The sequence below is a fragment of the Variovorax sp. SPNA7 genome (assembly GCF_033807855.1).
GTDB classification, from domain to species: Bacteria; Pseudomonadota; Gammaproteobacteria; order Burkholderiales; family Burkholderiaceae_C; genus Variovorax; species Variovorax beijingensis.
In genome coordinates, this window is sequence record NZ_CP138513.1 from 508,187 (window position 1) to 532,579 (window position 24,393).

The following is a 24,393-nucleotide window of genomic DNA, read 5'->3' on the forward strand; positions in this document are numbered from 1 at the left end:
GGCCTCAGCGCCCGGGGAAGCTTGGAGGCCGCTTCTGCAGGAAGGCGCTCACGCCTTCGCGGAAAGTGGGGCGATCGATCAGCTCGCGCTGGCGTTCGCTTTCGTAGTGCAGTTGCTCGGCCAGCGTGTGGCGCTCGGCGGCCTCGAAGGCTTCGCGCGCCTCGACCACCGCATGCGCCGGCAGGCGGGCGAGCCGCTGCGCGATGGCGCGTGCTTCGTCGAGCAACTTTTCGTCGTCCGCGCAGGCCCAGATCAGGCCCCATTGCACCGCCTGCTCGGCGCCCAGGCGCTCGTCGAGCAGCGCCATGCCCATCGCACGCGCCCGGCCGGCGCGCCGCGGAATGGCCCAGGTGCAGCCCAGGTCCGGCACGATGCCGAGCTTGGGCAGGAAGGGCAGGTAGAAGTACGCGCTGCGCGCCGCAATCGTCACGTCGGCCGCCAGCGCCAGGCCCACGCCGGCGCCGGCTGCGGCGCCGTTGACGGCCGCCACCACCGGCACGGGCAGGGTGCGCAGCGTCTCGATCAGCGGATTGCTGAGCGACTGCATCCACTCCGCGGTCTGCGCGCCGAGCGACTTGCCTTCGTCGCCGGGCGCCATTGCGCTCAAATCGGCGCCCACGCAAAAGGCCTTGCCGGCGCCGGTCAGGATCACGGCGCGCACCGCGCGGTCGTCGCGGATGCGCTCCAGCGTGTCGCGCAGCTCGACCTGCAGTTCGCGCGCAATCGGGTTCAGCTTGGCCGGCAGGTTCAGCGTGAGCGTGGCGATGCCGTCGGCCAGCTCGTAGAGCACATAAGGCTGCGGTGCGTTCATCAGAGCCTCTCCACGATGGTGACGTTGGCCATGCCGCCGCCTTCGCACATCGTCTGCAGGCCGTAGCGTTTGCCGCGCCGGCCGAGTGCGTGGACCAGCGTGGCCATGAGCTTGGTCCCCGAGGCGCCCAGCGGATGGCCGAGTGCGATCGCGCCGCCGTTCACGTTGAGCCGCGCGGGGTCGGCATCCAGCGCCTCCAGCCAGGCGATGGGCACGGGCGCGAAGGCTTCGTTCACTTCATAGAGATCGATGTCCTGGATGCGCATGCCGGCCTTCTTGAGCGCGCGCAGCGTGGCGGGCAGCGGGGCTTCCAGCATGATCACCGGGTCGTGCCCCATTACGCTCATGTGGTGGATGCGCGCGAGCGGCTTCACGCCCAGGGCCTTGAGGCCGCGTTCGTTCACCACCAGCACGCCGCTTGCGCCGTCGCAGATCTGGCTCGCGGTGGCCGCGGTGCAGCGTCCGCCTTCGGCAATCAGCTTGACGCCCGCAATGCCTTCGAGCGTGGCATCGAAGCGGATGCCTTCGTCGACCGTGTGCTGCTCGCCCGTGCCATTGCCGTCGGCCTGCAGGATTTCGATGGGCACGATCTCGTCGCCGAATGCGCCCGCGCGCGTCGCGGCCATGGCTCGGCGATGGCTTTCGAGCGCGTAGCGGTCGAGCGCGTCCTTCTCGATGCCGTAGTTCTTCGCGATCATCTCGGCGCCGGTGAACTGGCTGAACTCCACGCCGGGGTAGCGCCTTTTCATGGCCGGGCTCATGTAGGTGCCCAGGCCCGCCTTGGCCGGCAGCGCGTTGGGCGTGAACATCGGCACGCGCGTCATGCTTTCGACGCCGCCTGCGATCACCGCGTCCATGGCGCCCGACATCACGGCCTGTGCCGCAAAGTGCAGCGCCTGCTGCGACGAGCCGCACTGCCGGTCGACCGAGGTGCCCGGCACCGACTCGGGCAGCTTCGAGGCCAGCACCGCGTTGCGCGCGACGTTGGTCGCCTGCTCGCCCACCTGGCTCACGCAGCCCAGGATCACGTCCTCCACCGCGGCCGGGTCGATGCCGCTCTTCGCCACCAATGCGTCGATCACCTGCGCAGCCAGGTCGGCCGGATGCCAGCCCGCGAGCTTGCCGCCGCGCCGCCCGCCGGCCGTGCGCGCGGCCGCCACGATGTATGCCTCTGCCATGGTCATGTCCCTTCAGAAAAGAAATCAGCGTGAACCGCGCGGCGCCCAACGCAAAAAAGCCGCCCGTCACGGCGGCGGCGTTCGGTGCTTGAAAGGTCCATGGCATCGAGGTTCGATGCCGCGGCCGCCCAGGTCAAGCCGGGGACAACCCGAGCGGCAGCAGTCGCCAAGGCGACCGGCGCCGCGCCGGCAGCGGTATGGCCGCGGGCTGCGCGTCCGACACCGTGATGCACGAGGCTTCGAGCGCCGACACCAGCATGCGCCGGTGCTCGCTGCCCTCGAAGCGCTCGCCCGGCGCGAGCACGATGTCGCGCGGATCGCGGTCGAGCGTCACCCAGACCGAGCCGCTGCGGCATTCGATGCCCACGCCGGCGCCATCGGGCACCGAGAAGATGGAACGGGTCGGCAGGCTGACCTGGAAGTGGGAAGAAGAAAGAGGCTGGGTGCTCATGGCAAGCTCCATTGCATTCGTGATACGAATGAATATAGTGAGGCGTCCTCCCTCTTGCACACGGTAAATTGGAACTCGTTGCATGCCTCCAGAGAATGCGAAAGCCCTAGGCGCCGGGTCCGGCGAACTGCCGCCGCTCGAGCTGCTGCGCAGTTTCGAGGCCGCCGCGCGCCGGCTGAGCTTCACGCTCGCGGCCGGCGAACTGCACCTGACCCAGTCGGCCGTGAGCCGCCAGATCCAGCAGCTCGAAGCCAGCCTGGGCGTGCTGCTGTTCGAGCGCCGGCACCGCGCGCTGGCGCTCACCGAGGCGGGCGGCGTGATGCAGCGGGCCGTGACCGACAGCCTGGAGCGGCTGCGCGATGCCACCGCGCGGGTGCGTGCCAGTTCCGCGCCGCGCCAGGTGGCCATCACCACGACGCCGGGTTTCGCGTCGCTCTGGCTCATTCCGAAGCTGGCGCGCTTCACCGGCAGCCATCCGCAGGTCGACGTGCGCGTGTCGGCCACGCTCGACGTGCTCGACCTGGAGAGCAGCCGCCTCGACCTGGCGGTGCGCTTTGCGCCGATCGGCCGCGGCATCGGCCCGGCGCTGTTCGAGGAATCGGTGATCCCGCTGTGCTCGCCGCAGCTTGCCGCCTCGCTGCGCGCGCTGTCCGATTTTTCGAAGCTCACCCTGCTCACCGTCGAATACCCGGACCACAGCGAAGCGCCCACCGCCGATTGGGAGCCCTGGCTCAAGGTGATGGGGCTCGACGACGTGCGCATGAAGAGCACGCTGCGCTTCACCCAGTACGCCGATGCGGTGGCCGCCGCCGTGGCCGGGCAGGGCGTGGTGATCGGCCGGCTGCCGCTGCTGCGCGAGCTGGTGCAGGACGGCCGGCTGGTCGCGCCGCTCGGCGAGGGCGCGGCTTCGCACCGTGGCTACTTCATCGAGGCCTCGCGGCGCGCCGCGGGCAACCGCGATGCGCAGGAGTTCGCGCAATGGCTGCGCGACGAAGCCGAGGCGGCGCAGCGGAGCTGACGAATTCGAAGGAGCTCCTTGCGCATGCGGCGCGGCGCGATGCGTGGGCTTTGCGCCACAGCCGCAGGCGCCGCGCTTGCACACAGCGCGCGTGCTCGCCAGAATCCGCCCTTCGTTTTTCAGCAACAGTTTTTCATCCGCGCCTGGCGACGACCAACCTCCCGGGCGGCACAACACATTCAATGAACCGTTTCCTGAACACCTGACCCGCACACCGACCGCCCCGGCCGCGTGTGCATCCACGCATCCGCCGAGGCCCATCGACAAAGGCCCCGCGCAGCCATTCGCCGGGGCTTTCTTGTTTCTGGAGTGTGCGCACATGAGTGCTCAACGAAAGGCCCGCGACGACGACAAGCGTCTGGGCCGGTTTTATTTTTCGGTGCCGAATGCGGCACCTCGCAACCCCGTGGTGGCCGCGATCGCGCGCGGCGAATCCAATCAGAAGGCGGGCCGCCACCTGCGCACGCACCGTGCGGAACGGCGCGCGCAGAAGGTCGCGTTGCAGAAGGCTGCGCGCAGCCTCGGGCGGGAGGGCTGACGATGCGCGAAGACATGGACAAGCTCATCGTCGAACGGCCGCGCCGCGGCGGTGGCGTGCAGGGCGACGGACGCGTGTTTCGAAACAGCAGGGAGCGCGGGTCGCACCTCGGCATGAAGCGTGGCTACGACCACCCGAAGGGGCTCAACGAGAACCTCCAGCCGCTCAGGCGCTGGCTGCACAAGCAGGTGCACCGGCCGTGGGACAAGGTGTGGAGCGAGCTCTGCCAGGGCATCGACCGGCGCAGCACGGTGCAGGCGCACATCTTCCTGCACATCGACGACTTCGTCGTGCGCGATGCGGTGATGCACGGCGGCGAGGTGCTGGTGCGTTCGCGGTGGTGGGCGGGCAGCGACCGCGTGCCGCTGCGCGAGGCGCCCCACGTCGAACTCTTCGTGCATCCGGGCACCGGCATCCTGTTGCCCAACCGGTATCGGCGCGGCTCGGCGCAGCGCCGCAAGGCCGAACGCGAGGCGAAGGTGGCGGCGGCGCAAGGGGTGGTGAAGCCCTACGCGCCCTACCATGCGATCGACGCCGTCACGCAGTGGCATCGCATCGACGGCTGCTGGTGGGAGGTGACGCTCGCGCGTGTGCCCGAGGTGCGCCGGCTGGAGCCCGCGCCGCGCTGCTACGACGTGCTGCGGCGCTGCCTGGTCACGCGCCGCGGCTGCGAGCCGCCCGCCTTCGGCACCGCCGACACCATGGCGATGTATGGCCGGCCCAACGTGTATGCGGAGTGCATGCGCAAGCTCGGCCGCGCGGAGGTTCGCTCGCGGCTGGGCGAGCGCGGTTGAGCTTGCGCCTGCGCGATGCCGCTCAGGGCTGCGCGCAGGCGAGGCCCGATTTTTCGTGCGCACGCGGCAGCAACAGGAACGCCAGGGTGCCCACCGCCAGCATGGCCGTGATCGTGAGGAACACCGCGCGAAACGGCTCCACGCCGTTCGACGCGGCCCACGACGCCGCCACGCCCGTGGTCCACTGCATCAGCGACACGCCGAGGAACATCGCCATGTTGAGCAGCGACAGCGCGCGCCCCGTCATGGCCGCCGGATAGGCGGCGCGCGTGTACGAATACTGCAGCACCGAGTAGCCCGAGAGCAGGCCATAGAGGATCGGCAGGCCGATGTCGACGGCGAGCGAATGCGTGAACGCCATGAACGCGAAGATCACCGCGGCCGCAAACGCGCAGCCCATGAGCCAGCGGCCGCGCCGCGCGCCGCCCGGGTCGAGGCGGCCGAACATGGCGGGGCTGATCATGCCGGCGATGGTCATCACCAGCGCCACATTGCCGCTGCCGACCAGCGACAGCCCATGGCGGTCGTGCAGCACGGGGCCGAGCCAAAGGCCGCGCAGGGTGATGAAGGCCGCATATGACACGCAGGCAAAGCACAGCGGCCCAGCGTGTGCGGCATGGCAAAGAGCGGCAGCAGTTCGCGCACGGCCTTGGCGATCGTCTGGCGTTCGTGCGGCGCCGCGCGCGGTGGTTCGTGCACGCGCCAGAACACGAAGCCCCACGACAGCACCGCGAAGCCCGCGAGGCAGGCGTAGCCCGCGCGCCAGCTCGCGGCTTCGATCAGCAGCGCGAGCGGCGTGCCGGTAAACAGGATGCCCAGTCCCGCCATGCTCATCACGAGACCCGACATGGCCGTGAAGCGCGCGGCCTCGAAGTGCCGTGCGATGAACACGGTGCAGGCAAGAAAGGCCGGCGCGCAGCCGACGCCGATCATGGCCTGACCGAGCAGCAGCGCATGGAAGCTGGGCGCGGCTGCACACAGCACCGCGCCCGCAATGGCAAGCGGAAAGGCTGTGAGCACCGTGCGCCGCACGCCGTAGATGTCGATCGACACACCCATCGCGAGCTGCGTGGCGCCGAACACGAAATGGAAGGTGCCGGCCCACAAGCCCAGCGCCTGGGCCGTGAGGCCGAAATGCTGTGCGAGCGGCGTGGCCATCATCGCGCCGACGGTGCGAAAGGCCTGGCTCAGAGCAAAAGCGGAGGCCAGCACGATCAGCATCGATGTGGCCGAACGTGCCGAGGCAGGGGAGTGGGTCATGGGGGAGGCGCGGCGCTGGAGACCGAGGCAGCACGAATCCTAACGGCATGCCAAAGAAAAACGGCGCCCGAGGCGCCGTCGTTTTCAAGCCGATGCGCAGGCGCGATCAGGCTTCGCCCTTCACCTTCAGCCGCCACGCATGCAGCAGCGGCTCGGTGTAGCCGCTCGGCTGCTCGATGCCCTTGAACACCAGGTCCTGCGCCGCCTTGTACGCGGCCGAGGTTGCGAAGTGGCCGGCCATCGGCTGGTACACCGGGTCGCCGGCGTTCTGTTCGTCGACCACCTTGGCCATGCGCTGGAAGGTCTCGTCGACCTGCGCCTTGGTCACCACGCCGTGCAGCAGCCAGTTGGCGATGTGCTGGCTCGAGATGCGCAGCGTGGCGCGGTCCTCCATCAGGCCCACGTTGTGGATGTCGGGCACCTTGGAGCAGCCCACGCCCTGGTCGATCCAGCGCACCACGTAGCCGAGGATGCCCTGCACGTTGTTGTCGATCTCCTGCTGCTTCTCGGCCTCGGTCCAGTTGGCCGCGGGCGCGATGGGCACCTGCAGCAGCGCATTCAGGATGTTGTCGCGCTCCGCGTCGGCGTCGATCTTCTCGAGCTCCTGCTGCACGGCCGTGACGCTGACCTGGTGGTAGTGCAGCGCATGCAGCGTGGCGGCGGTGGGCGAGGGCACCCAGGCGGTGTTGGCGCCGGCCTTGGGGTGCGCGATCTTCTGCTCGAGCATGGCGGCCATCAGGTCGGGCATGGCCCACATGCCCTTGCCGATCTGCGCCTTGCCGCGCAGGCCGCACGAGAGGCCGACCAGCACGTTGTTCTTCTCGTACGCGCCGATCCAGGCGCTGGACTTCATGTCGCCCTTGCGGATCATCGGGCCGCCGTGCATGGCGGTGTGCATCTCGTCGCCGGTGCGGTCGAGAAAACCGGTGTTGATGAAGGCCACGCGCGCGGCGGCCTCGGCGATGCAGGCCTTGAGGTTCACGCTGGTGCGGCGCTCCTCGTCCATGATGCCAAGCTTCACGGTGTTGGCGGGCAGGCCGAGCAGCCGCTCGACGCGGCCGAACAGCTCGCTCGCAAAGGCCACTTCGGCCGGGCCGTGCATCTTGGGCTTGACGATGTAGATGCTGCCGGTGCGCGAGTTGCCCTTGCGCTTCAGGTCGATCATCGCAATGGTGGTGGTCACCACGGCATCGAGGATGCCTTCGGGAATTTCCTTGCCGCCCGCATACAGCACGGCCGGGTTGGTCATCAGGTGGCCCACATTGCGCAGGAACATCAGCGAGCGGCCGTGCAGCTTCACGGGGCGGCCGTCGGCGCCGGTGTACTCGCGGTCGGGGTTGAGGCCGCGCGTGAAGGTCTTGCCGCCCTTGGCGACTTCTTCGGTGAGCGTGCCCTCGACGATGCCGAGCCAGTTGGAATAGGCGACCACCTTGTCGGCCGCGTCGACCACGGCCACCGAGTCTTCGAGGTCGAGGATGGTCGAGAGCGCGGCTTCGAGCACCAGGTCGCTGACGCCGGCGGCATCGCCCTTGCCGATCGGCGTGCTGCGGTCGATGCGGATGTCCAGGTGGATGCCGTTGTGCTTCAGCAGCACCGACGACGGCGCGGCCGCATCGCCTTGGTAGCCGACGAACTGCGCGGGGTCGGCCAGGCCGGTGCTGCTGCTTTGCAGCGCGACGACGAGCTTGCCGTCCTTCACGCTGTAGCCGGTCGCCATCTTGTGCGAGCCGTTTTCGAGCGGCGCGGCCTGGTCGAGCACGTTGCGCGCGAATTCGATGACCTTGGCGCCGCGCACGGGGTTGTAGCCCTTGCCCTTTTCGGCGCCGCCGGTTTCGGGAATGGCATCGGTGCCGTAGAGCGCGTCGTACAGCGAGCCCCAGCGCGCATTGGCGGCGTTGAGCGCGTAGCGGGCGTTGAGGATGGGCACCACCAACTGCGGGCCGGCCTGCAGCGCGAGCTCGGAATCGACGTTCGCGGTGGTGGCCTTCGCGCCCTTGGGCTGCGGCAGCAGGTAGCCGATCTTCTCGAGGAAGGCGCGGTAGGCCGGCATATCGGCGATCGGGCCGGGGTTCTTCTTGTGCCAGGCGTCGAGCTCGGCCTGCAGGCGGTCGCGTTCTGCGAGCAGCGCGATGTTCTTCGGCGCGAGGTCATGGACGATGGCGTCGAAGCCCTTCCAGAAAACATCGCTGGCCACGCCGCTGGCGGGCAGGACCTTGTCTTCGATGAAGCGGTGAAGCTCGGTCGCAACCTGGAGGCCGTGGGTGGTGGTGCGGGCGGTCATGTTTTTCTCTCCTTGAGAACGGTGCAATGCTGAATGAAATGAGGAGCGGTGTCTGTCAGAAGAACCCGAGCACGTCGCGCAGGCTGCTGCCGATGCGTTCGGGCTGCGTGCCGAGTTCTTCGAACGGGAGCTGGTAGCGGTTGACCCAGAGCGTGCGGAAGCCGAACCAGGTGGCGCCGAGCGCGTCCCAGCCGTTGCAGCTCACGAAGGCGATGCGCCCGGGCGGCAGGCCGGTGGCGGCAACGCCGAGCTGGTACGCATCGGGATGCGTCTTGTACTTGCGGATGCCATCGACGCTCAGCACGTGGTCCAGCAGACCGTCGAGCCCGGCGCTGCGCACGGCGGCATCGAGCATGCCGGGGTCGCCGTTCGAGAGGATGCCGGTGGCCACGCCGCGGTCCTTGAGCGCCTGAAGCACTTCGCGGCATTCGGGAAAGGCCGTGAGCGTGCGGTACTGGTCCATCAGCTGCTGCTCGGCGGCTTCGGTCAGGTCGAGGCCCAGCCGCTTGCAGGTGTAGCGCAGCGCGGCGCGCGTGAGTTCGCCGAAGGGCCGGTAGTGCGCGCCGTGGTTGCTGGTGGTGACGAGGCGCGTGTATTCGATCTGCTTGTCGCGCCAGCCCGCGGCAAGCGCTTGGCCGTGACCCGCGAACAGCCGCTCGGCCGTCTGCCCGACGCTGTAGACGTCGAACAGGGTGCCGTAGGCATCGAAGAGCACTGCGCCGGGTTGATCCATGGCTTGGACTTTATTCGATACTTTGCCGGTTAGTAATAACCAGGATCGGGATTTATCAGTGACAAAAATGAAGGTAATCGCAGGAAGACCTGCGTTTTCTCCTTCTTTTTGTCAGAGGGTTCCACTCAGCTCGCGGGCCGCCGCGCGCACCGGCTCGATGTGGCGCGCGTCGTAGCGGTGCGCCGGCATCGTCAGCGTGACCGCCGCGGCGAGGCGGCCGTCGGCATGGAACACCGGCGCCGAAATGCCGGCCAGCTCGGCCGTGCGGTCGCCCACCAGCGCGCAGTAGCCCTGGGCGCGGATCGCGTCGTGCAGCTTGCGCTCCCTGGCGCCGCGCGGGCGATCGGCCTCGGGGCCGAAGGCGATCAGCACGCGCGCGCCCGCACCGCGGTCGTTGGGCAGCAGGTCGCCCGCGCGCACGTGGTCGCGCACCACGTGCGAGGAGTCGACGCGGAACTGGCACAGCCGCACCCAGCTGTCGCCCTGTTCCTGCCGCACGTGATACGCCGCGCTCTCGCCCGTGGCCGCGGCCAGCGCGCGCAGCACCGGCAGCACGATGCGCTCGAGCGAAAGCGACGCCGCATAGAGGCCGTGCAGCCGCGCGATCTCCGCGCCCAGCGCATAGCGCCCGTCGTCCTGCCGGCGGATCAGCCGCGCATGTTCGAGCGAGGCGAGCAGCCGCAGCACCGTGCTTTTGTAGAGCTGCGTGCGCTCGGCGAACTGCGCGAGCGACAGCGCCTCGTCGCCGGGCTGGAACGCCGAGAGCAGGCTCAGCGCGCGGTCGACCGCGGCGGCGCCGCCGGGCGCGGCATTGAGGTCTGAAACCGATTCGGTCTGGGCTTTGCGGGGCATGGCGTTCGCTTGACAGGGCAAGTCGTTCGGCGGTTTAATTCTGTTTAACGGAATTTAGTTCTGCAAGATAGAACTGTCAAGCGGTCAGTGCCCATCGCCCGATCGCTCCAAGGAGACGAAACCGATGACACCCCCCGATGTCCTCATCAGCGAGGTCGGCCCGCGCGACGGCCTGCAATCGGTCAAGGCCACCATGCCCACGGCTGACAAGCTGCGCTGGATCGATGCGCTTTACGCGGCCGGCGTGCGCGAGATCGAGGTCGCGTCCTTCGTGCCTGCCAGATTGCTGCCGCAGATGGCCGACGCGGCCGAGGTGGTGCGCCACGCCATCACCCTGCCCGGCCTCACCGTGATGGCGCTGGTGCCCAACCGCAAGGGCGCGCAGGCCGCGCTCGAAGCGGGCGTGCACAAGCTCACGATGCCGGTTTCGGCCAGCGTGGCGCACTCGCTTGCCAACGTGCGCAAGACGCCGACCGAGATGGTCGAGGAGGTGCGCGCCATCTCCGAGCTGCGCCGCGCGATGGCACCGCATGTGAGGCTCGAGGCCGGCATCTCCACTGCCTTCGGCTGCACGCTGCAGGGGCTGGTGCCGGAGGACGACGTGATCCGCCTCGCCGCGCAGTGCATCGAGGCCGGCGCGGAAGAAGCGGGCCTCTCGGACACGGTGGGCTATGCCAACCCCGCACAGGTGCGCCGGCTCTTCAGGCGCCTGCGCGCCGAGCTCGGCACGCACGCCGGCGCCGCCCACATGCACAACACGCGCGGCCTCGGCATTGCGAACTGCCTGGCCGCCTGGGACGAGGGCGTGCGCACCTTCGACGCCTCGCTCGGCGGCCTCGGCGGCTGCCCCTATGCACCCGGCGCCTCGGGCAACGCGGTCACCGAAGACCTCGTCTTCATGTTCGAGGCCATGGGCGTTCGCACCGGCATCGACATTCAAAAGCTCATTGCGGCGCGCGCGCCGCTCATGGCCGGCCTGCCCGGCGAACCGGTCTACGGCATGACGCCTGAAGCCGGCCTGCCCAAGGGCTTTGCCGTTCAACAGGAAACCTCCCCGCATGCCTGAATCCCAACCCCTGCCGTACGCCGGCGTCCGCGTCGTCGAGTTCACCCACATGGTGATGGGCCCCACCTGCGGCCTGCTGCTGGCCGACCTCGGTGCCGAGGTCATCAAGGTCGAGCCCATCGAGGGCGACAGCACGCGCCGCCTGCTCGGCTCGGGCTCGGGCTTCTTCCCGACCTTCAACCGCAACAAGAAGAGCATCGCGCTCGACCTCAAGACACGGGAGGGCGTGGAGGCCGCGCTGCGCCTCGTCGCCACGGCCGACATCGTGAGCGAGAACTTCAAGCCCGGCACCATGAAGAAGCTGGGCCTGGACTACGACAGCCTGAAGCAGCTCAACCCGCGCCTCATCTACGTGAGCCACAAGGGCTTCCTGCCCGGCCCGTACGACCATCGCACGGCTCTGGACGAAGTGGTGCAGATGATGGGCGGCCTGGCCTACATGACCGGCCGCGCCGGCGACCCGCTGCGCGCGGGCACCAGCGTGAACGACATCATGGGCGGCATGTTCGGCGCCATCGGCGCGATGGCCGCGCTGCGCCAGCGCGAGCTCACCGGCAAGGGCTGCGAGGTGCAGTCCGCGCTGTTCGAGAACAACGTGTTCCTGGTCGCGCAGCACATGATGCAGTTCGCCGCCACCGGCAAGGCGGCCGACCCGATGCCCAGCCGCATCTCGGCCTGGGCCGTGTACGACGTGTTCACCGTGAAGGACGGCGAGCAGATATTCCTCGCCGCCGTGAGCGACAAGCAGTGGGCGATCTTCTGCAAGGCCTTCGGCCTGGAAGAAATGCTGGCCGATCCGCGCCTGAAGACCAACAACGACCGCGTGCTCGCGCGCGACTGGATGATGCCGATCCTGCGCTCGCACCTGGCCGGCTACAGCGCGGCCGAACTCAGCGCGGTGTTCGAGCAGAACGAGCTGCCCTTCGCGCCCATCACCAAGCCGCAGGCGCTGTTCGACGACCCGCACCTCAACGCCACCGGCGGCCTCGCCCCCGTGCGCATGAACGACGGCCACATGGCCAAGGTGCCGCTGATGCCCTTCACGCTCGACGGCGAGCGCCTCGGCATCCGCCTGCAGCCGCCGCGCGTCGGCGAGCACACGGGCGAGCTGCTGAGGGAAGTGGGCTACAGCGAGGAAGAGATCGCCGCGTTCGAGTCGCGCCAAGCCGGCGCCGCCGGCTGAACCCGCGCGAAACCCGGGATATATAGTTCGGGCGCCATGGACCGCCTGAAGCAACTCGAATCCTTCGTCTCGGTCGCGACCCGCGGCGGTCTCACGGCCGCGGCCAAGGCCGAGGGCGTGGCGCCCGCCATCATGGGGCGCCGGCTCGACGCGCTGGAGGCGCGGCTGGGCGTCAAGCTGCTGGTGCGCACCACGCGGCGCATCACGCTCACCCACGAAGGCAGCGCCTTTCTCGAGGACTGCCAGCGCCTGCTGACCGAATTCGCCAATGCCGAAGCGAGCGTGAGCGCCGGCGGCGTCAAGGCCAGCGGCCACCTGCGCGTCACGGCACCGGCCGGCTTCGGCCGCCGCCACGTGGCGCCGCTGGTGCCGCGCTTCCATGCGCTGCACCCAGAGGTCACGATCTCGCTGAACCTCAGCGATCGCGTGGTCGACGTGCGCGGCGAGAGCTTCGACTGCGCGGTGCGCGTGGGCGACATGCCCGACTCGTCTTTGGTCAGCGTGCGGCTGGCCGACAACCGCCGCCGCTGCGTCGCCACGCCGGAGTTCGTGCGCCGCCACGGCATGCCGCGGCATCCGAACGAGCTGTCGCGCTTTGCCTGCCTCACGCTGTCGAGCGATGCCTCGCAGACGCGCGGCTGGGCGTTCCGCGTTCCGCGCGCCGCCCAGGAGCGCGATCCGGAGCGCGCCCCGTCGGGCGCTGGCGAGGAGGGCGGCGAAGCGCTGATCTACCTGCGGCCCGAAGGCCCGCTCGATTGCTCCGACGGCCAGGTGCTGCACGACTGGTGCCTGGCCGGCCACGGCATCGCGTGGCGCAGCACCTGGGAAGTGGAAGCCGAGATCGATGCCGGCCTGCTGGTGCCGCTGCTGGACGAATTCGCCGCGCCGCCCAACGGCATCTACGCGGTCTTCGCGGGCACCAAGCACCTGCCGCTGCGGGTGCGACTGTGGCTTGATTTCCTCAAGGAGCAGTACGGGCGGCCCGAATTCTGGGGCGGCAGGGGGTAAAGCGCGCGAGCGGCGTCACAATCTGCAAGCATTTGCAACCCCATTGAAGAAGAAAGCCATCGATGACCCTCGAAGCCATCCTCGCCTACCTGCACTTGCTGGCCATCCTCACGATGGTCGTCTTCATCTCGAGCGAAGCGGCGCTGTGCCGCGTGCAGTGGCTCAATGCCGCCGTGGTGGAGCGGCTCGCCAAGGTCGACATGGTCTACGGCATGGCCGCCATCGCGGTGCTGGCCACCGGCATTGCCCGCACGGTGTGGGGCGTGAAGGGCACGGCGTGGTATTGGACCAACCCGCTGTTGCATGTGAAGCTCGGCTTGTTCATCATCATCGGCGTGCTCTCGATCTTCCCGACGCTCACCTACTTCCGCTGGCGCAAGGCGCTGCGCGCCAACGGCACGCTGCCGGCCGAGGCCGACATCCGCAAGACGCGCAGGCTGGTGATGGTGCAGGCCCACCTGATCGCGCTGATTCCGCTGGTCGCCGTGTTCCTCGCGCGCGGCTTCGGCAAGTAGGCCTGCATGGGACGCACCGGCATCCAGCTTCTGTTTGCCGGCACCATCTTCAGCAGCGCGTTCCTGCTGTTCCTGGTCCAGCCGCTGATCGCCAAGCAGATCCTGCCCTGGTTCGGCGGCTCGGCCGCCGTGTGGTCGATCTGCATGGTGTTCTTCCAGGCCGTGCTGCTCGCGGGCTATGCGTACTCCGACTGGGTCACGCGCCGCCTTCGCGTGCGGGCGCAGGCCACGCTGCACGTGGGGCTGCTGCTGGCGAGCCTGGCGTTCCTTCCGATCGTGGTGGCCGCGCGCTGGAAGCCAACCGGCGCCGAAGACCCGGCGTGGCTGATCCTCGGGCTGCTGCTCGCGACCATCGGCCTTCCGTACTTTCTTCTGTCGACCACCGGCCCGCTGGTGCAGTCGTGGGTGGCGCGCACGCCCTGGAGCGCGCGGGTGTACCGGTATTTCTCGCTTTCCAACCTGGCGTCGCTGCTGTCGCTGCTGAGCTATCCGGTGCTGATCGAGCCGCGCAGCTCGCTGCTGCAGCAGGCAGCGGGATGGTCGTGGGGCTACGGCCTGTTCGTGCTGCTGTGCGCCGGCACGACATTGCTCGTGGCCTACCGCTGGCCCGCGGCCGTGCCGGCGCCGCAGGCGCAGGGCCAGGCCACGGCCGCCGACGTCAGCGAGAAGCCGCCGCGCTGGTCCGACAGCCTGCTCTGGCTCGCGCTGCCGGCGCTGGCCTCGTGGCTGTTGCTGGCCGTGACCAACCACATCACCCAGAACGTTGCGGCGGTTCCGTTTCTCTGGGTGCTGCCGCTGTCGCTGTACCTGTTCACCTTCGTGCTGTGCTTCGAGAGCGACCGCTGGTACCGGCGCGGCGTCTTCCTGCCGCTGGCGGCGGGCGTGCTGCTGCTGTGCGCCTTCGGGCTGCAGAACCACGTCGGCTCGGATGTGCGCACGGGGCTGCCGATCTATGTCGGCGGCCTGTTCGTGCTGTGCATGTTCCTGCACGGCGAAACCGCCCGGCTGCGGCCGGCGCCGCGCTATCTCACGCGCTTCTACCTGATGCTCGCGCTCGGCGGCGCGCTGGGCGGCGCCACGGTCGGGCTGGTGGCGCCGCATGTGCTGCCGGCGTATTACGAACTGGGCATCGGCCTGGTGCTGACGGCGCTCGCGGCGGCCGCCGTTCTGCGCCAGCGGATCTGGCTGCGGATTTCCGGCGTGGCGTTGGCGGCCGGCTGCGCGTACTTCCTGATGGCGCAGATCGCGAGCGACAGATCGGACGCGCGCCACCTGATGCGCAATTTCCATGGCGCGCTGATCACCTTCGACGTGCGGCGCCTCCATCCCACGGACAGCGTGCGGCTGCTGTCGCACGGCTCCATCAAGCATGGCGAGCAGTTCCTGGACCCGTCCCGCCGGCGCGAACCCACCACCTACTACGGCGCCACCTCCGGCATCGGCCGCGCGATGGCCGCCGCACCAGCCGGGCCGCGCCGCGTGGGGCTGATCGGCCTGGGCGCTGGCACGCTCGCGAGCTACGGCCGAAGCGGCGACGTCTACCGGATCTACGAGATCAATCCGCAGGTGTTCGAGCTCGCGGACAGCGAATTCACCTTCCTGCGCGACAGCCCGGCGCGCATCGAGCGCGTGCTCGGCGATGCGCGGCTGGCGCTGGAGCGCGAGCCGCCGCAGGGCTTCGACCTGCTCGCGGTGGACGCCTTCTCGGGCGATGCGGTGCCGGTCCACCTGCTCACGGCGCAGGCCATGGACGTCTACCTGCGGCACATGAAGCCGGACGGCGTCGTGGCCTTTCACGTGACCAACCGCTTCCTCGAGCTGGCGCCCGTGGTCGCGCGGATTGCCGAGCTGAAGGGCCTGCATGCGGTGCTCGTGAGCGACGACGCGCAAGCCTCCAGATCGCTCGACCCGACCGACTGGGTGCTGGTGGCGCGCGACCCGGCCGTGCTGGCGCGGGAGCCCTTGCGCGGCGCGGTCTCGCCCGTTGCGCTGCGCGCCGGCGCCCGTCCCTGGACCGACGATTTCAACAATCTGCTGGGCGTACTGAAGTAGCAGCCGCCGGCGCGGCCCCATGAAAAAAGCCCGCGCGCGGCGGGCTCTTTCCTTCTTGGCGCGCAATCTTCAGCGCGCCGTGGCGTCAGGCCTTGGCGGCATCCGCTTCGCACTTCTTCATGAAGCTGTTCTTGGCGGCACCCGCCAGCGCCTTGCCATTCTTGTCGACCGCCTTGGCCGCGCAGGCGGGCGCCGCGGCTGCCTTGGCGTCCTTTTCGCACTTCTTGACGAAACTGGTCTTGGCGGCGCCGGCCAGGGCCTTGCCGTTCTTGTCGATGGCCTTGGCCTCGCAGCCGGTGCCTGCGGCGGCGGCCGTGGCGGCCGGTGCGGCTGCCGGCGCGGGGGCCTTGTCTTGTGCCTGTGCTGCGCCGAAGGAAAGGCAGGCGCCCAGGGCGACCAGGGAAAGGAACTTCTTCATGGTGACATGTCCTTGCAAGTGTGGTTTTTGACAGGTGCCCCGCCCCGGGGCTGCCCATCGTAACGGGCGATGCTGCGCATCGGATGACGATCGTTAACTGGCGCGGGTTGGCCCCCCGGTAAAATTCGCAGATGCTATTGGTCAAACAGGAGCTGCTCGCGGCGCTCGCGAACACGCTCGAATCCCTCTCGCCCGGCGCTGGCTCCAAAGCCGCGTTCGAGTCGCCCAAGGTGGCTGCCCACGGCGATTTCGCCAGCACGGCCGCCATGCAACTCGCCAAGCCGCTCGGGCGCAAGCCGCGCGAACTGGCCGAGGAGCTCAGTGCCGCGCTGCTCGCCACCCCGGTTTTCGGCCAGTGGGTCGAAGCCATCGAGATCGCCGGCCCCGGCTTCCTCAACATCCGCCTCAAGACCGCTGCCAAGCAGCAGATCGTGCGCGAAGTGCTGGCCGCCGCCGGCGCCTTCGGGCAACAGCCCGCCACCGGCGAAAAGGTGCTGGTCGAGTTCGTCTCGGCCAACCCGACCGGGCCGCTGCACGTCGGCCACGGCCGCCAGGCCGCGCTCGGCGACGCCATCTGCAACCTGCGCGCCTCGCAGGGCGACACGGTCTGGCGCGAGTTCTATTACAACGACGCCGGCGTGCAGATCCAGACGCTGGCCAACAGCACCCAGCTGCGCGCCCGCGGCTTCAAGCCCGGCGACCCCGAATGGCCGAGCGGCGAAAAGGCGCCCGCCTACAACGGCGACTACATCGCCGACATCGCCGAAGACTTCAAGGCGAAGAAGACCGTCAAGTCGGACGACCGCGAATACACCGCCAGCGGCAACATCGACGACCTCGACTCCATCCGCGAATTCGCCGTGGCCTACCTGCGCCGCGAACAGGACCTGGACCTGCAGGCCTTCCGCGTGCGCTTCGACAACTACTACCTCGAATCGAGCCTCTACACCAGCGGCCGGGTCGAGGAGGCGGTGCGCAAGCTCGTGGCCGCCGGCAAGACCTACGAGCAGGACGGCGCGCTGTGGCTGAAGTCGACCGACTACGGCGACGACAAGGACCGCGTGATGAAGAAGCAGGACGGCACGTACACCTACTTCGTGCCCGACGTCGCCTACCACATCGCCAAGTGGGAGCGCGGCTTCCACAAGGTGGTCAACATCCAGGGCACCGACCACCACGGCACCATCGCGCGCGTGCGCGCCGGCCTGCAGGCCGCGGGCGTGGGCATTCCCGAGGGCTATCCCGACTACGTGCTGCACACCATGGTGCGCGTGATGAAGGGCGGCGAAGAGGTCAAGATCAGCAAGCGCGCCGGCAGCTACGTCACGCTGCGCGACCTGATCGAGTGGACCAGCACCGACGCCGTGCGCTTCTTCCTCCTGAGCCGCAAGCCCGACACCGAATACACCTTCGACGTCGACCTGGCCGTGACCAAGAACAACGACAACCCGGTTTATTACGTGCAGTACGCCCATGCGCGCATCTGCTCGGTGCTGGCGGGCTGGGGCGGCGATGCGGCCGCGCTCAAGGACGTGGACCTGTCGCCGCTCGAAAGCACGGCCGCGCAGGCGCTCATGCTGCTCTTGGCCAAGTACCCGGCCATGCTCACGGCCGCCGCCAAGGATTTCGCGCCGCACGACGTCACTTTCTACCTGCGCGAACTGGCGGCCAGCTACCACAGCTACTACGACGCCGAGCGCATCCTGGTCGACGACGAGCCGGTCAAGCTGGCGCGGCTCGCGCTCGTCGCAGCCACCGCGCAGGTGCTGCACAATGGCCTCGCGATTCTCGGCGTCAGTGCGCCGAGCAAGATGTGAACTGACTATGAAGAAGACAACCAGACAACGCGGCAACATCGTCATCGGGCTCATCGTCGGCCTGGTGCTGGGGTTGGGTGTCGCGCTGGGCATCGCGGTCTACGTGACCAAGGTGCCGATCCCGTTCGTGACCAAGACCCAGCGCGGCGGCGCCGAGCAGGACGAAGCCGAAGCCCGCAAGAACCGCGACTGGGACCCCAACGCGCCGCTGGCCGGCAAGGCCGGCGCGCCCAAGCCGCCGGCCGCGGCCGGCCCGGTGGCGCCACCGGCCGGCGGCGACACCGCGGCCGTGGCGCCGGGTGCGGCGCCGCCCGCTCCGCCGGTGCCGGTGGTGGTGGCTCCGAAACCCGCACGTCCGGCCCCGGTGCCGGCCGAGGCCAATTCCCTGCCGCCGTCGAACGATCCGCTCGGCGACCTGGCCCGCGCGCGCTCTGGCGGCAGCACCACCACGGCCTCTGCCGCGCCCAGCAGCAACAGCGCGGCGCCGGGTGCCGATCCGTTCATGTACTTCGTGCAGGCGGGCGCTTTCCGCACCACCGACGATGCCGAGGCCCAGCGCGCCAAGCTGTCGCTGATGGGCGTCGAGGCCCGGGTCACTGAGCGCGAGCAGGCCGGCCGCACGGTCTACCGGGTGCGCGCGGGTCCGTTCAACAAGAAGGACGATGCCGATCGCCTGAAGGAACGGCTCGACAGCGGCGGCCTCGAATCGGCGCTCGTGCGCGTGCAGCGCTGAGCTCGCCGGCAGCCGCTGCGGATATTCTTTAAGCTTCGCCGCGCGGCACGGGCCGCCGCCAGGATCGTCCTGGGCATGCCGCAAGCGGGAACTCCGCGCGGCGCGCCGGCTCAGTCTGCCGTACCCAACAGGAGAACTCTTTCAATGAAACGTCGTGACTTTTCGCTGGCCGCCACCTCGCTGGGCCTGCTTTCGCTGGCTGGCAACACCGCGCACGCCCAGGCGCGCGTACCCAAGGCCGGCACCGAGTACCTGGTGCTCGACAAGCGCGTGCCGGTCGACGCACCGGCGGGCAAGGTCGAGGTGATCGAGTTCTTCTCGTACAACTGCCCGCACTGCAACGACTTCGAGCCGCAGCTGGAAGCCTGGCTCAAGACGGCCCCCAAGGAAGTGGCTTTCCGCCGCGTGCCCGTGCCTTTCGTGGGCAACGACGTCGAGGCCAAGCAGCGCCTGTACTACGCGCTCGAAGCCATGGGCAAGATCGAAGAATTCCAGCCGAAGGTCTTCAACGCGATCCACAAGCAGCGCCAGAACGTGAACGGCGATGCCAACATCATTGCCTGGGCTGGAGCCAACGGCCTAGACAGCGCCAAGTTCAAGGAAGTCTTCACCTCCTTCGGCGTGGCCAGCAAGGCCAAGCGCGCCGCGCAGCTGACCGACGCCTACAAGGTGGCCGGCGTTCCAGCGCTGGCCGTGGCCGGCCGCTGGTACGTGGACGGCGAACTGGCCGGCAACATGACCAAGGCGCTGCAGGTCACCAACTACCTGGTCGGCGAAGCGAAAAAGGGCTGACCCCCAAGCTGCGCGGCACTTCGTGTCCGCTGCGCCCACCCCCTTGCAGGGGGCGACACCGGCCCGCCTCGGCGGGCCTTTTTCATCGGCGTTGGTGGCTGGGGTTGATCCGCCGCATACAATGGTTCAGAGCAAGTTTCGTGCCTCTATGACATTGCCCTCCTATCCTCACACCATCCCCTTCGTTCGCCGCATCGGTCGCCTGGCCGCCGGCGCGCTGCTGCTGGCCGGCCTCGCCTCGGGCGCGCTGGCCGAGACCGCCGACCGCAGCAAGCCGATGAACATCGAATCCGATGCGATGCGCTACGACGATCTCAAACAGACGAGCGTGTTCACGGGCAACGTGCTGGTCACCAAGGGCACGATCATCATCCGCGGCGCGCGCATCGACGTGCGCCAGGATGCCGAGGGCTACCAGTACGGCGTGGTCACGGCGGCGCCCGGCAAGCGGGCCTACTACAAGCAGAAGCGCAACGCGCCCGACGAGTGGATCGAGGGCGAATCCGAGGTCATCGAGTACGACAGCCGCGCCGACAACGTCAAGTTCATCCGCAATGCCGTCATGCGCCGGCTGATCGGCGCCACGCCCAACGACGAGAGCACCGGCGCGCTCATCGTCTACGACCAGAGCAACGACACCTACACGGTCAACGGTTCCACCGTGCCGCCCAACACGGGCGTGAACGCACCGGCGGGCGGGCGCGTGCGGACCATCCTCACGCCCAAGAGCGCCACCGCGCCGGCCCCCGGTGCCTCGGCGGCCGCCGGCGGCCGCGCTGCGCCGGCGGCGGCCGCGCCCCAGCCGGCGCCCGGCGCCGGCCTGCGCTCGACCACCACGCTGGGCGGCGAAGGGGAAAGGCGCAAGTGATCGAAACCGCTGGAACCCAGAACGCCGATGGCACGCCGGGCAGCCGCCTGGTGGTGCGCGGCCTGCAGAAAAGCTACGGCAGCCGCAAGGTCGTGCGGGATGTCTCGCTCGACGTGCAAAAGGGCGAGGTCGTGGGGCTGCTCGGCCCCAACGGCGCCGGCAAGACCACCTCGTTCTACATGATCGTGGGGCTGGTGCGGGCCGACGCGGGCGAGATCACCATCGACGGCGAGCCCATCGCCCACATGCCGATCCACCGGCGCGCGCGCATGGGCCTGAGCTACCTGCCGCAGGAAGCGTCCATCTTCCGCAAGCTCACGGTCGAGGAAAACGTGCGCGCCGTGCTCGAGCTCCAGCGCGAACCCGACGCCAGCGGCAAGCCCGCGCCGCTGACCAAGCAGCGCATCGAGGAGCGTCTCTCCGGCCTGCTGGCCGACCTGCGGGTGGACCATCTCCGCGATTCGCCCGCGCTCGCGCTCTCGGGCGGCGAGCGGCGCCGGGTCGAGATTGCCCGCGCGCTGGCCACGCAGCCGCGCTTCATCCTGCTGGACGAGCCCTTTGCCGGCATCGACCCGATCGCGGTCATCGAGATCCAGCGGATCATCAGCTTCCTGAAGGAGCGCGGCATCGGCGTGCTCATCACCGACCACAACGTGCGTGAGACGCTGGGCATCTGCGATCACGCGTTCATCATCAGCGACGGGCACGTGCTGGCACAAGGCACACCCTCGGAGATCGTCGACAACGCCGAAGTACGCAGGGTGTACCTCGGCGAGCACTTCCGGATGTAAGGGAGGAGTCGGTCTCCATGAAGCAAGGGCTGTCCCTTCGCGTTTCGCAGCACCTGGCGCTCACGCCCCAGCTGCAGCAGTCGATCCGGCTGCTGCAGCTGTCCACGCTCGAACTGAGCCAGGAAGTGGAGCAGATGCTGGACGAGAACCCGTTCCTCGAACGCACCGCGGAAGAAGCCGCGCGCGAGGAATTCGGGCTCGATGCCATCGACACGCCGGTGCCGCGCGACGAGGCCGGTGAAGCCGCCGAGGGCGAATTCGCCTCGGCCCCGGCCAGCAGCACGACCAGCACGTCCAGCGAAACCGCCTCCACGGCCGAGTCCGATGTTCCCGCCGCCGATGCCACCGAGCGCGAGCCCGACTGGGAAGGCGACGGCACCGTCGACATGGCGCCCGACGACAGCGAATGGGGCAGCGATGCCCCCGCGCGCCAGAACAACCTGGGCGACGACGAGCGCGCCGACGCCACCGAGCTCGCGCGCAGCCAGGAGTCGCTGCAGTCCTTCCTGCACCGGCAGGCGCTGAGCCTGCGGCTCAACGAGAACGACAGCGCCGCGCTGCGCTTCCTGATCGAATCGCTGAACGACGACGGCTACCTGGAGGATTCGCTGCCGGCGCTGGCCTCGGGCCTGGCGGGCGACGACAACGACCAGTTCGACGAGCTGGTGCACCACTTCCAGGTGGCGCTCGGCCTGCTGCAGAGCCTGGAGCCGGCCGGCGTGGGCGCGCGCGACCTGGGCGAATGCCTTTGCATCCAGCTGCGCGCACTCGCGAGCGAAAGCGAGACCGAGGAACAGGCGCTGGTGCGCAAGACCGCCATCGCCATCTGCAAGCAGCAGATGGAGCTGCTCGCGCGGCGCGACTTCAAGCGCCTGGCCACGCTCACGCGCACCAACGAAGAGCTGGTGCGCTCGGCGCTGCAGGTCATCTCGCGCCTGGAGCCCAAGCCGGGCCGCCGTTTTGTCGACGTCGAGCGCAACATCGTCATTCCCGACGTGATCGTCACCAAGGTCGGCCGCGGCACCAATGCCAAGTTCCGCGTCATGCTCAACCCCGAGGTGATGCCGCGGCTGCGCGTGCACGACATCTATGCCGGCGCGCTCAAGTCGCACAAGGGCGAGGGCAGCCAGGCGCTGTCGCAGCGGCTGCAGGAGGCGCGCTGGTTCATCAAGAACATCCAGCAGCGCTTCGACACCATCCTGCGCGTGAGCAACGCCATCGTCGAGCGGCAGAAGAGCTTCTTCGTGCACGGCGAGCTCGCGATGCGGCCGCTGGTGCTGCGCGAGATTGCCGACGAACTCGGCCTGCACGAATCGACCATCTCGCGCGTGACCACGGCCAAGTACATGTCCACGCCTTTCGGCACCGTCGAGCTCAAGTACTTCTTCGGCTCGGCGCTCGGCACCGAGACCGGCGGCAATGCGTCGAGCACCGCGGTGCGCGCGCTGATCAAGCAGTTCGTGAGCTCCGAGAGCATCAAGAAGCCGCTGTCCGACAGCCAGATCTCCGAGATGCTCAAGGAGCAGGGCATCGAGTGCGCGCGCCGCACCGTGGCCAAGTACCGCGAGGCCCTGCGCATCGCGCCGGCCAACCTTCGCAAGGCGCTGTAGAAAGCCGCCGATGGCCCGCCGCCTGCTGTCGCGCTGTGGGCAATGGGCCTTCGCCATGGCGGCGGCGCTGCTCTTCGCCGGCTGCGCCACCCTGCCCGACGAGGCGCCGCGCCCGCCCACCAAGGCCATGGCCGCCTCGGCCGACACCGCGCTCGGCAGGATCGCGCTGGCTTCGCAGCCCGACCCCGACCTCAGCGGCTTTCGCCTGATGCCGGGCGGCGACTTCGCCTTCGACACCCGCATCCAGCTCGCGCGCCGCGCCCAGCGCACGCTCGACGTGCAGTACTACCAGATCGAGAACGACGAGACCGGCCGCTACCTGCTGCGCACGCTGCGCGATGCGGCCCGGCGCGGCGTGCGCGTGCGGCTGCTGATGGACGATCTCTACACCTCGGGCGAGGACGAACTGCTGCTCGGCCTGGCCGCCACGCCGAACGTCGAACTGCGCCTGTTCAACCCGTTTCCGGCCGGGCGCGGCAGCCTGCTCAGGCGCTTCACCGCCTCGCTGTTCGACTTCAGCCGCGTCAACCGGCGCATGCACAACAAGCTCTTCATCGCCGATGGCGCCATGGCGGTGGCGGGCGGGCGCAACATCGGCAACCAGTATTTCAGGCGCACGGCGGGCGAGAATTTTCTCGATCTCGACACCTTCGTGGCCGGTGCGCTGATTCCGCGCCTGGGCGCGCTGTTCGACCAGTACTGGAACAGCGCCTACGTGCGGCCGGTCCAGTCGGTGGTGGCCAGCGAGCTGCCGCAAGACGAGCTGCAGAAGCGTTTCGAGGCCGCCACCGGCCCCGGCACCACGCCGCCGCCGCCCAGGCCCGCGCCCAACGACCTGCTCGGCTACAGCCCGATCGCCGAAGACCTGGATGCCGGCAAGCTCAACCTGATCTGGGCCCTGGCCGAGGCGTACGCCGATTCGCCCGAGCGCGTGATCGGCAAGACCGCCTCGTACGGCGGCGTGCCGCTGCTCGACGTAGACAGCGTGCGCTACAACGTGGTCGAGCAGATGCGCCGCGCGCGCTCCGAGGTGACGCTGGTCTCGCCCTACCTGATTCCAGGCAAGGCGGGGCTCGAAGTGATGCGCGAGATCCGCCGCCGCAATGTGAAGATCAGCATCGTCACCAATTCCTTCGCCGCCACCGACGAGCCGCTGGTCCACACCGCCTACCGCCGCTACCGGCCCGAGATGCTCGAGCTCGGCGCCGAGCTGTACGAACTGAGCACCACGCGCACGCGGCGCAGCGTGCGCCTCGGCCTGTTCGGCACTTCGGTGGGGCGGCTGCATGCCAAGTCGGCGGTGATCGATCGGCAGGTTCTCTTTGTAGGCTCGATGAACTTCGACCCGCGCTCCGAAACGCACAACACCGAGATCGGCCTGTTCATCCGCAGCCCCGAGATGGCGCAGCAGACGCTCAAGCTCATCGAGGTGCTGAAGCAGCAGGGCGCCTACCGGCTGCGCTTTGCGAAGGGTAGTGGCAATGCGCGCATCGAGTGGATCAGCGAGGAGGAGGCCGGCCGGACCACGGTGCTGGCCGAGGAGCCCGACTCCGATTTCTGGGGCCGCACCATGCTCGAGCTGCTGGCGCCGCTGACGCCCGAGAGCCTGCTGTAGTCCGCGCGC

At 68.9% G+C, this 24,393-nt stretch carries 22 protein-coding genes and 1 pseudogene; 15 read left to right on the forward strand and 8 right to left on the reverse strand.

What is annotated here, in order from left to right:
- Nucleotides 1-4 precede the first annotated feature (4 nt).
- The 3 genes from RZE77_RS02265 to RZE77_RS02275 form a co-directional block, all read right to left on the reverse strand.
- On the reverse strand, nucleotides 5-811 hold the full coding sequence (locus tag RZE77_RS02265; RefSeq protein ID WP_319440512.1) for an enoyl-CoA hydratase-related protein: 807 nt from the start codon (nucleotides 809-811) through the stop codon (nucleotides 5-7).
- On the reverse strand, nucleotides 811-1,989 hold the full coding sequence (locus RZE77_RS02270) for an acetyl-CoA C-acetyltransferase (RefSeq protein ID WP_319440513.1): 1,179 nt from the start codon (nucleotides 1,987-1,989) through the stop codon (nucleotides 811-813). Before RZE77_RS02270 ends, RZE77_RS02265 begins: the two co-directional genes overlap by 1 nt.
- A gap of 133 nt (nucleotides 1,990-2,122) precedes the next feature.
- Nucleotides 2,123-2,440 (reverse strand): DUF2917 domain-containing protein, encoded by a 318-nt coding sequence (locus tag RZE77_RS02275; RefSeq protein WP_319440514.1) that lies wholly within the window; start codon nucleotides 2,438-2,440, stop codon nucleotides 2,123-2,125.
- A gap of 82 nt (nucleotides 2,441-2,522) precedes the next feature.
- Here RZE77_RS02275 and RZE77_RS02280 point away from each other — a divergent pair, with 82 nt between their 5' ends.
- From RZE77_RS02280 to RZE77_RS02290, 3 genes are all read left to right on the forward strand, one after another.
- Complete coding sequence (locus RZE77_RS02280; RefSeq protein WP_319440515.1) at nucleotides 2,523-3,458, forward strand: LysR substrate-binding domain-containing protein; 936 nt, start codon at nucleotides 2,523-2,525, stop codon at nucleotides 3,456-3,458.
- Between the two features lie 76 nt (nucleotides 3,459-3,534).
- A complete protein-coding gene (locus RZE77_RS02285; RefSeq protein WP_319440516.1) occupies nucleotides 3,535-3,996 on the forward strand; it encodes a hypothetical protein in 462 nt (153 codons plus the stop codon).
- A gap of 2 nt (nucleotides 3,997-3,998) precedes the next feature.
- Complete coding sequence (locus RZE77_RS02290) at nucleotides 3,999-4,790, forward strand: hypothetical protein (RefSeq protein WP_319440517.1); 792 nt, start codon at nucleotides 3,999-4,001, stop codon at nucleotides 4,788-4,790.
- Between the two features lie 22 nt (nucleotides 4,791-4,812).
- Here the strand turns inward: RZE77_RS02290 and RZE77_RS02295 are convergent.
- The 4 genes and pseudogenes from RZE77_RS02295 to RZE77_RS02310 form a co-directional block, all read right to left on the reverse strand.
- A pseudogene (locus tag RZE77_RS02295) lies at nucleotides 4,813-6,050 on the reverse strand (MFS transporter).
- A gap of 106 nt (nucleotides 6,051-6,156) precedes the next feature.
- The gene (locus RZE77_RS02300) at nucleotides 6,157-8,331 is read right to left on the reverse strand and encodes a malate synthase G (RefSeq protein WP_319440518.1); all 2,175 of its coding nucleotides are present in this window, start codon (nucleotides 8,329-8,331) and stop codon (nucleotides 6,157-6,159) included.
- Nucleotides 8,332-8,386: 55 nt separating this feature from the next.
- On the reverse strand, nucleotides 8,387-9,064 hold the full coding sequence (locus RZE77_RS02305) for a haloacid dehalogenase type II (RefSeq protein ID WP_319440519.1): 678 nt from the start codon (nucleotides 9,062-9,064) through the stop codon (nucleotides 8,387-8,389).
- 111 nt (nucleotides 9,065-9,175) lie between these two features.
- Nucleotides 9,176-9,916, reverse strand: coding sequence for an IclR family transcriptional regulator (locus tag RZE77_RS02310; RefSeq protein ID WP_319440520.1), 741 nt, complete (start codon nucleotides 9,914-9,916; stop codon nucleotides 9,176-9,178).
- A 124-nt stretch (nucleotides 9,917-10,040) separates the two neighbouring features.
- On the opposite strand from RZE77_RS02310, the gene RZE77_RS02315 reads away from it, so the two are divergent.
- The 5 genes from RZE77_RS02315 (at nucleotide 10,041) to RZE77_RS02335 (ending at nucleotide 15,740) form a co-directional block, all read left to right on the forward strand.
- Nucleotides 10,041-10,982 carry a hydroxymethylglutaryl-CoA lyase gene (locus RZE77_RS02315; protein WP_319440521.1) on the forward strand — a complete coding sequence of 314 codons (942 nt, stop codon included), beginning with the start codon at nucleotides 10,041-10,043 and terminating at the stop codon, nucleotides 10,980-10,982.
- On the forward strand, nucleotides 10,975-12,165 hold the full coding sequence (locus RZE77_RS02320) for a CaiB/BaiF CoA transferase family protein (RefSeq protein WP_319440522.1): 1,191 nt from the start codon (nucleotides 10,975-10,977) through the stop codon (nucleotides 12,163-12,165). Before RZE77_RS02315 ends, RZE77_RS02320 begins: the two co-directional genes overlap by 8 nt.
- Nucleotides 12,166-12,201: 36 nt before the next feature.
- Entirely contained in the window at nucleotides 12,202-13,173 is a 972-nt protein-coding gene (locus tag RZE77_RS02325) for a LysR family transcriptional regulator (RefSeq protein ID WP_319440523.1), read from the forward strand.
- Nucleotides 13,174-13,235: 62 nt separating this feature from the next.
- A complete protein-coding gene (locus tag RZE77_RS02330) occupies nucleotides 13,236-13,688 on the forward strand; it encodes a DUF2214 family protein (RefSeq protein ID WP_047784255.1) in 453 nt (150 codons plus the stop codon).
- Between the two features lie 6 nt (nucleotides 13,689-13,694).
- Nucleotides 13,695-15,740, forward strand: coding sequence for a spermidine synthase (locus tag RZE77_RS02335; protein WP_319440524.1), 2,046 nt, complete (start codon nucleotides 13,695-13,697; stop codon nucleotides 15,738-15,740).
- Nucleotides 15,741-15,825: 85 nt separating this feature from the next.
- Here RZE77_RS02335 and RZE77_RS02340 read toward each other — a convergent pair whose 3' ends face one another.
- Nucleotides 15,826-16,158, reverse strand: a complete 333-nt coding sequence (locus tag RZE77_RS02340) for a hypothetical protein (protein WP_319429028.1) — start codon at nucleotides 16,156-16,158, stop codon at nucleotides 15,826-15,828.
- Nucleotides 16,159-16,289: 131 nt separating this feature from the next.
- Between RZE77_RS02340 and argS the strand changes: the two genes are divergently transcribed.
- The 7 genes from argS (at nucleotide 16,290) to RZE77_RS02375 (ending at nucleotide 24,384) form a co-directional block, all read left to right on the forward strand.
- Nucleotides 16,290-17,975, forward strand: a complete 1,686-nt coding sequence (gene argS / locus RZE77_RS02345; protein WP_319440525.1) for an arginine--tRNA ligase — start codon at nucleotides 16,290-16,292, stop codon at nucleotides 17,973-17,975.
- 7 nt (nucleotides 17,976-17,982) lie between these two features.
- Entirely contained in the window at nucleotides 17,983-18,708 is a 726-nt protein-coding gene (locus tag RZE77_RS02350; protein WP_319440526.1) for an SPOR domain-containing protein, read from the forward strand.
- Nucleotides 18,709-18,852: 144 nt separating this feature from the next.
- On the forward strand, nucleotides 18,853-19,500 hold the full coding sequence (locus RZE77_RS02355; RefSeq protein ID WP_319440527.1) for a thiol:disulfide interchange protein DsbA/DsbL: 648 nt from the start codon (nucleotides 18,853-18,855) through the stop codon (nucleotides 19,498-19,500).
- A gap of 148 nt (nucleotides 19,501-19,648) precedes the next feature.
- The gene (gene lptA, locus RZE77_RS02360; protein ID WP_319440528.1) at nucleotides 19,649-20,368 is read left to right on the forward strand and encodes a lipopolysaccharide transport periplasmic protein LptA; all 720 of its coding nucleotides are present in this window, start codon (nucleotides 19,649-19,651) and stop codon (nucleotides 20,366-20,368) included.
- Nucleotides 20,365-21,159: an LPS export ABC transporter ATP-binding protein gene (gene lptB, locus RZE77_RS02365; protein WP_307656391.1), complete on the forward strand. Its 795-nt coding sequence runs from the start codon at nucleotides 20,365-20,367 to the stop codon at nucleotides 21,157-21,159. The genes lptA and lptB overlap by 4 nt, the downstream gene beginning before the upstream one ends.
- A 17-nt stretch (nucleotides 21,160-21,176) precedes the next feature.
- Complete coding sequence (locus RZE77_RS02370) at nucleotides 21,177-22,769, forward strand: RNA polymerase factor sigma-54 (RefSeq protein ID WP_319440529.1); 1,593 nt, start codon at nucleotides 21,177-21,179, stop codon at nucleotides 22,767-22,769.
- Between the two features lie 10 nt (nucleotides 22,770-22,779).
- On the forward strand, nucleotides 22,780-24,384 hold the full coding sequence (locus RZE77_RS02375) for a phospholipase D family protein (protein ID WP_319440530.1): 1,605 nt from the start codon (nucleotides 22,780-22,782) through the stop codon (nucleotides 24,382-24,384).
- Nucleotides 24,385-24,393 lie beyond the last annotated feature (9 nt).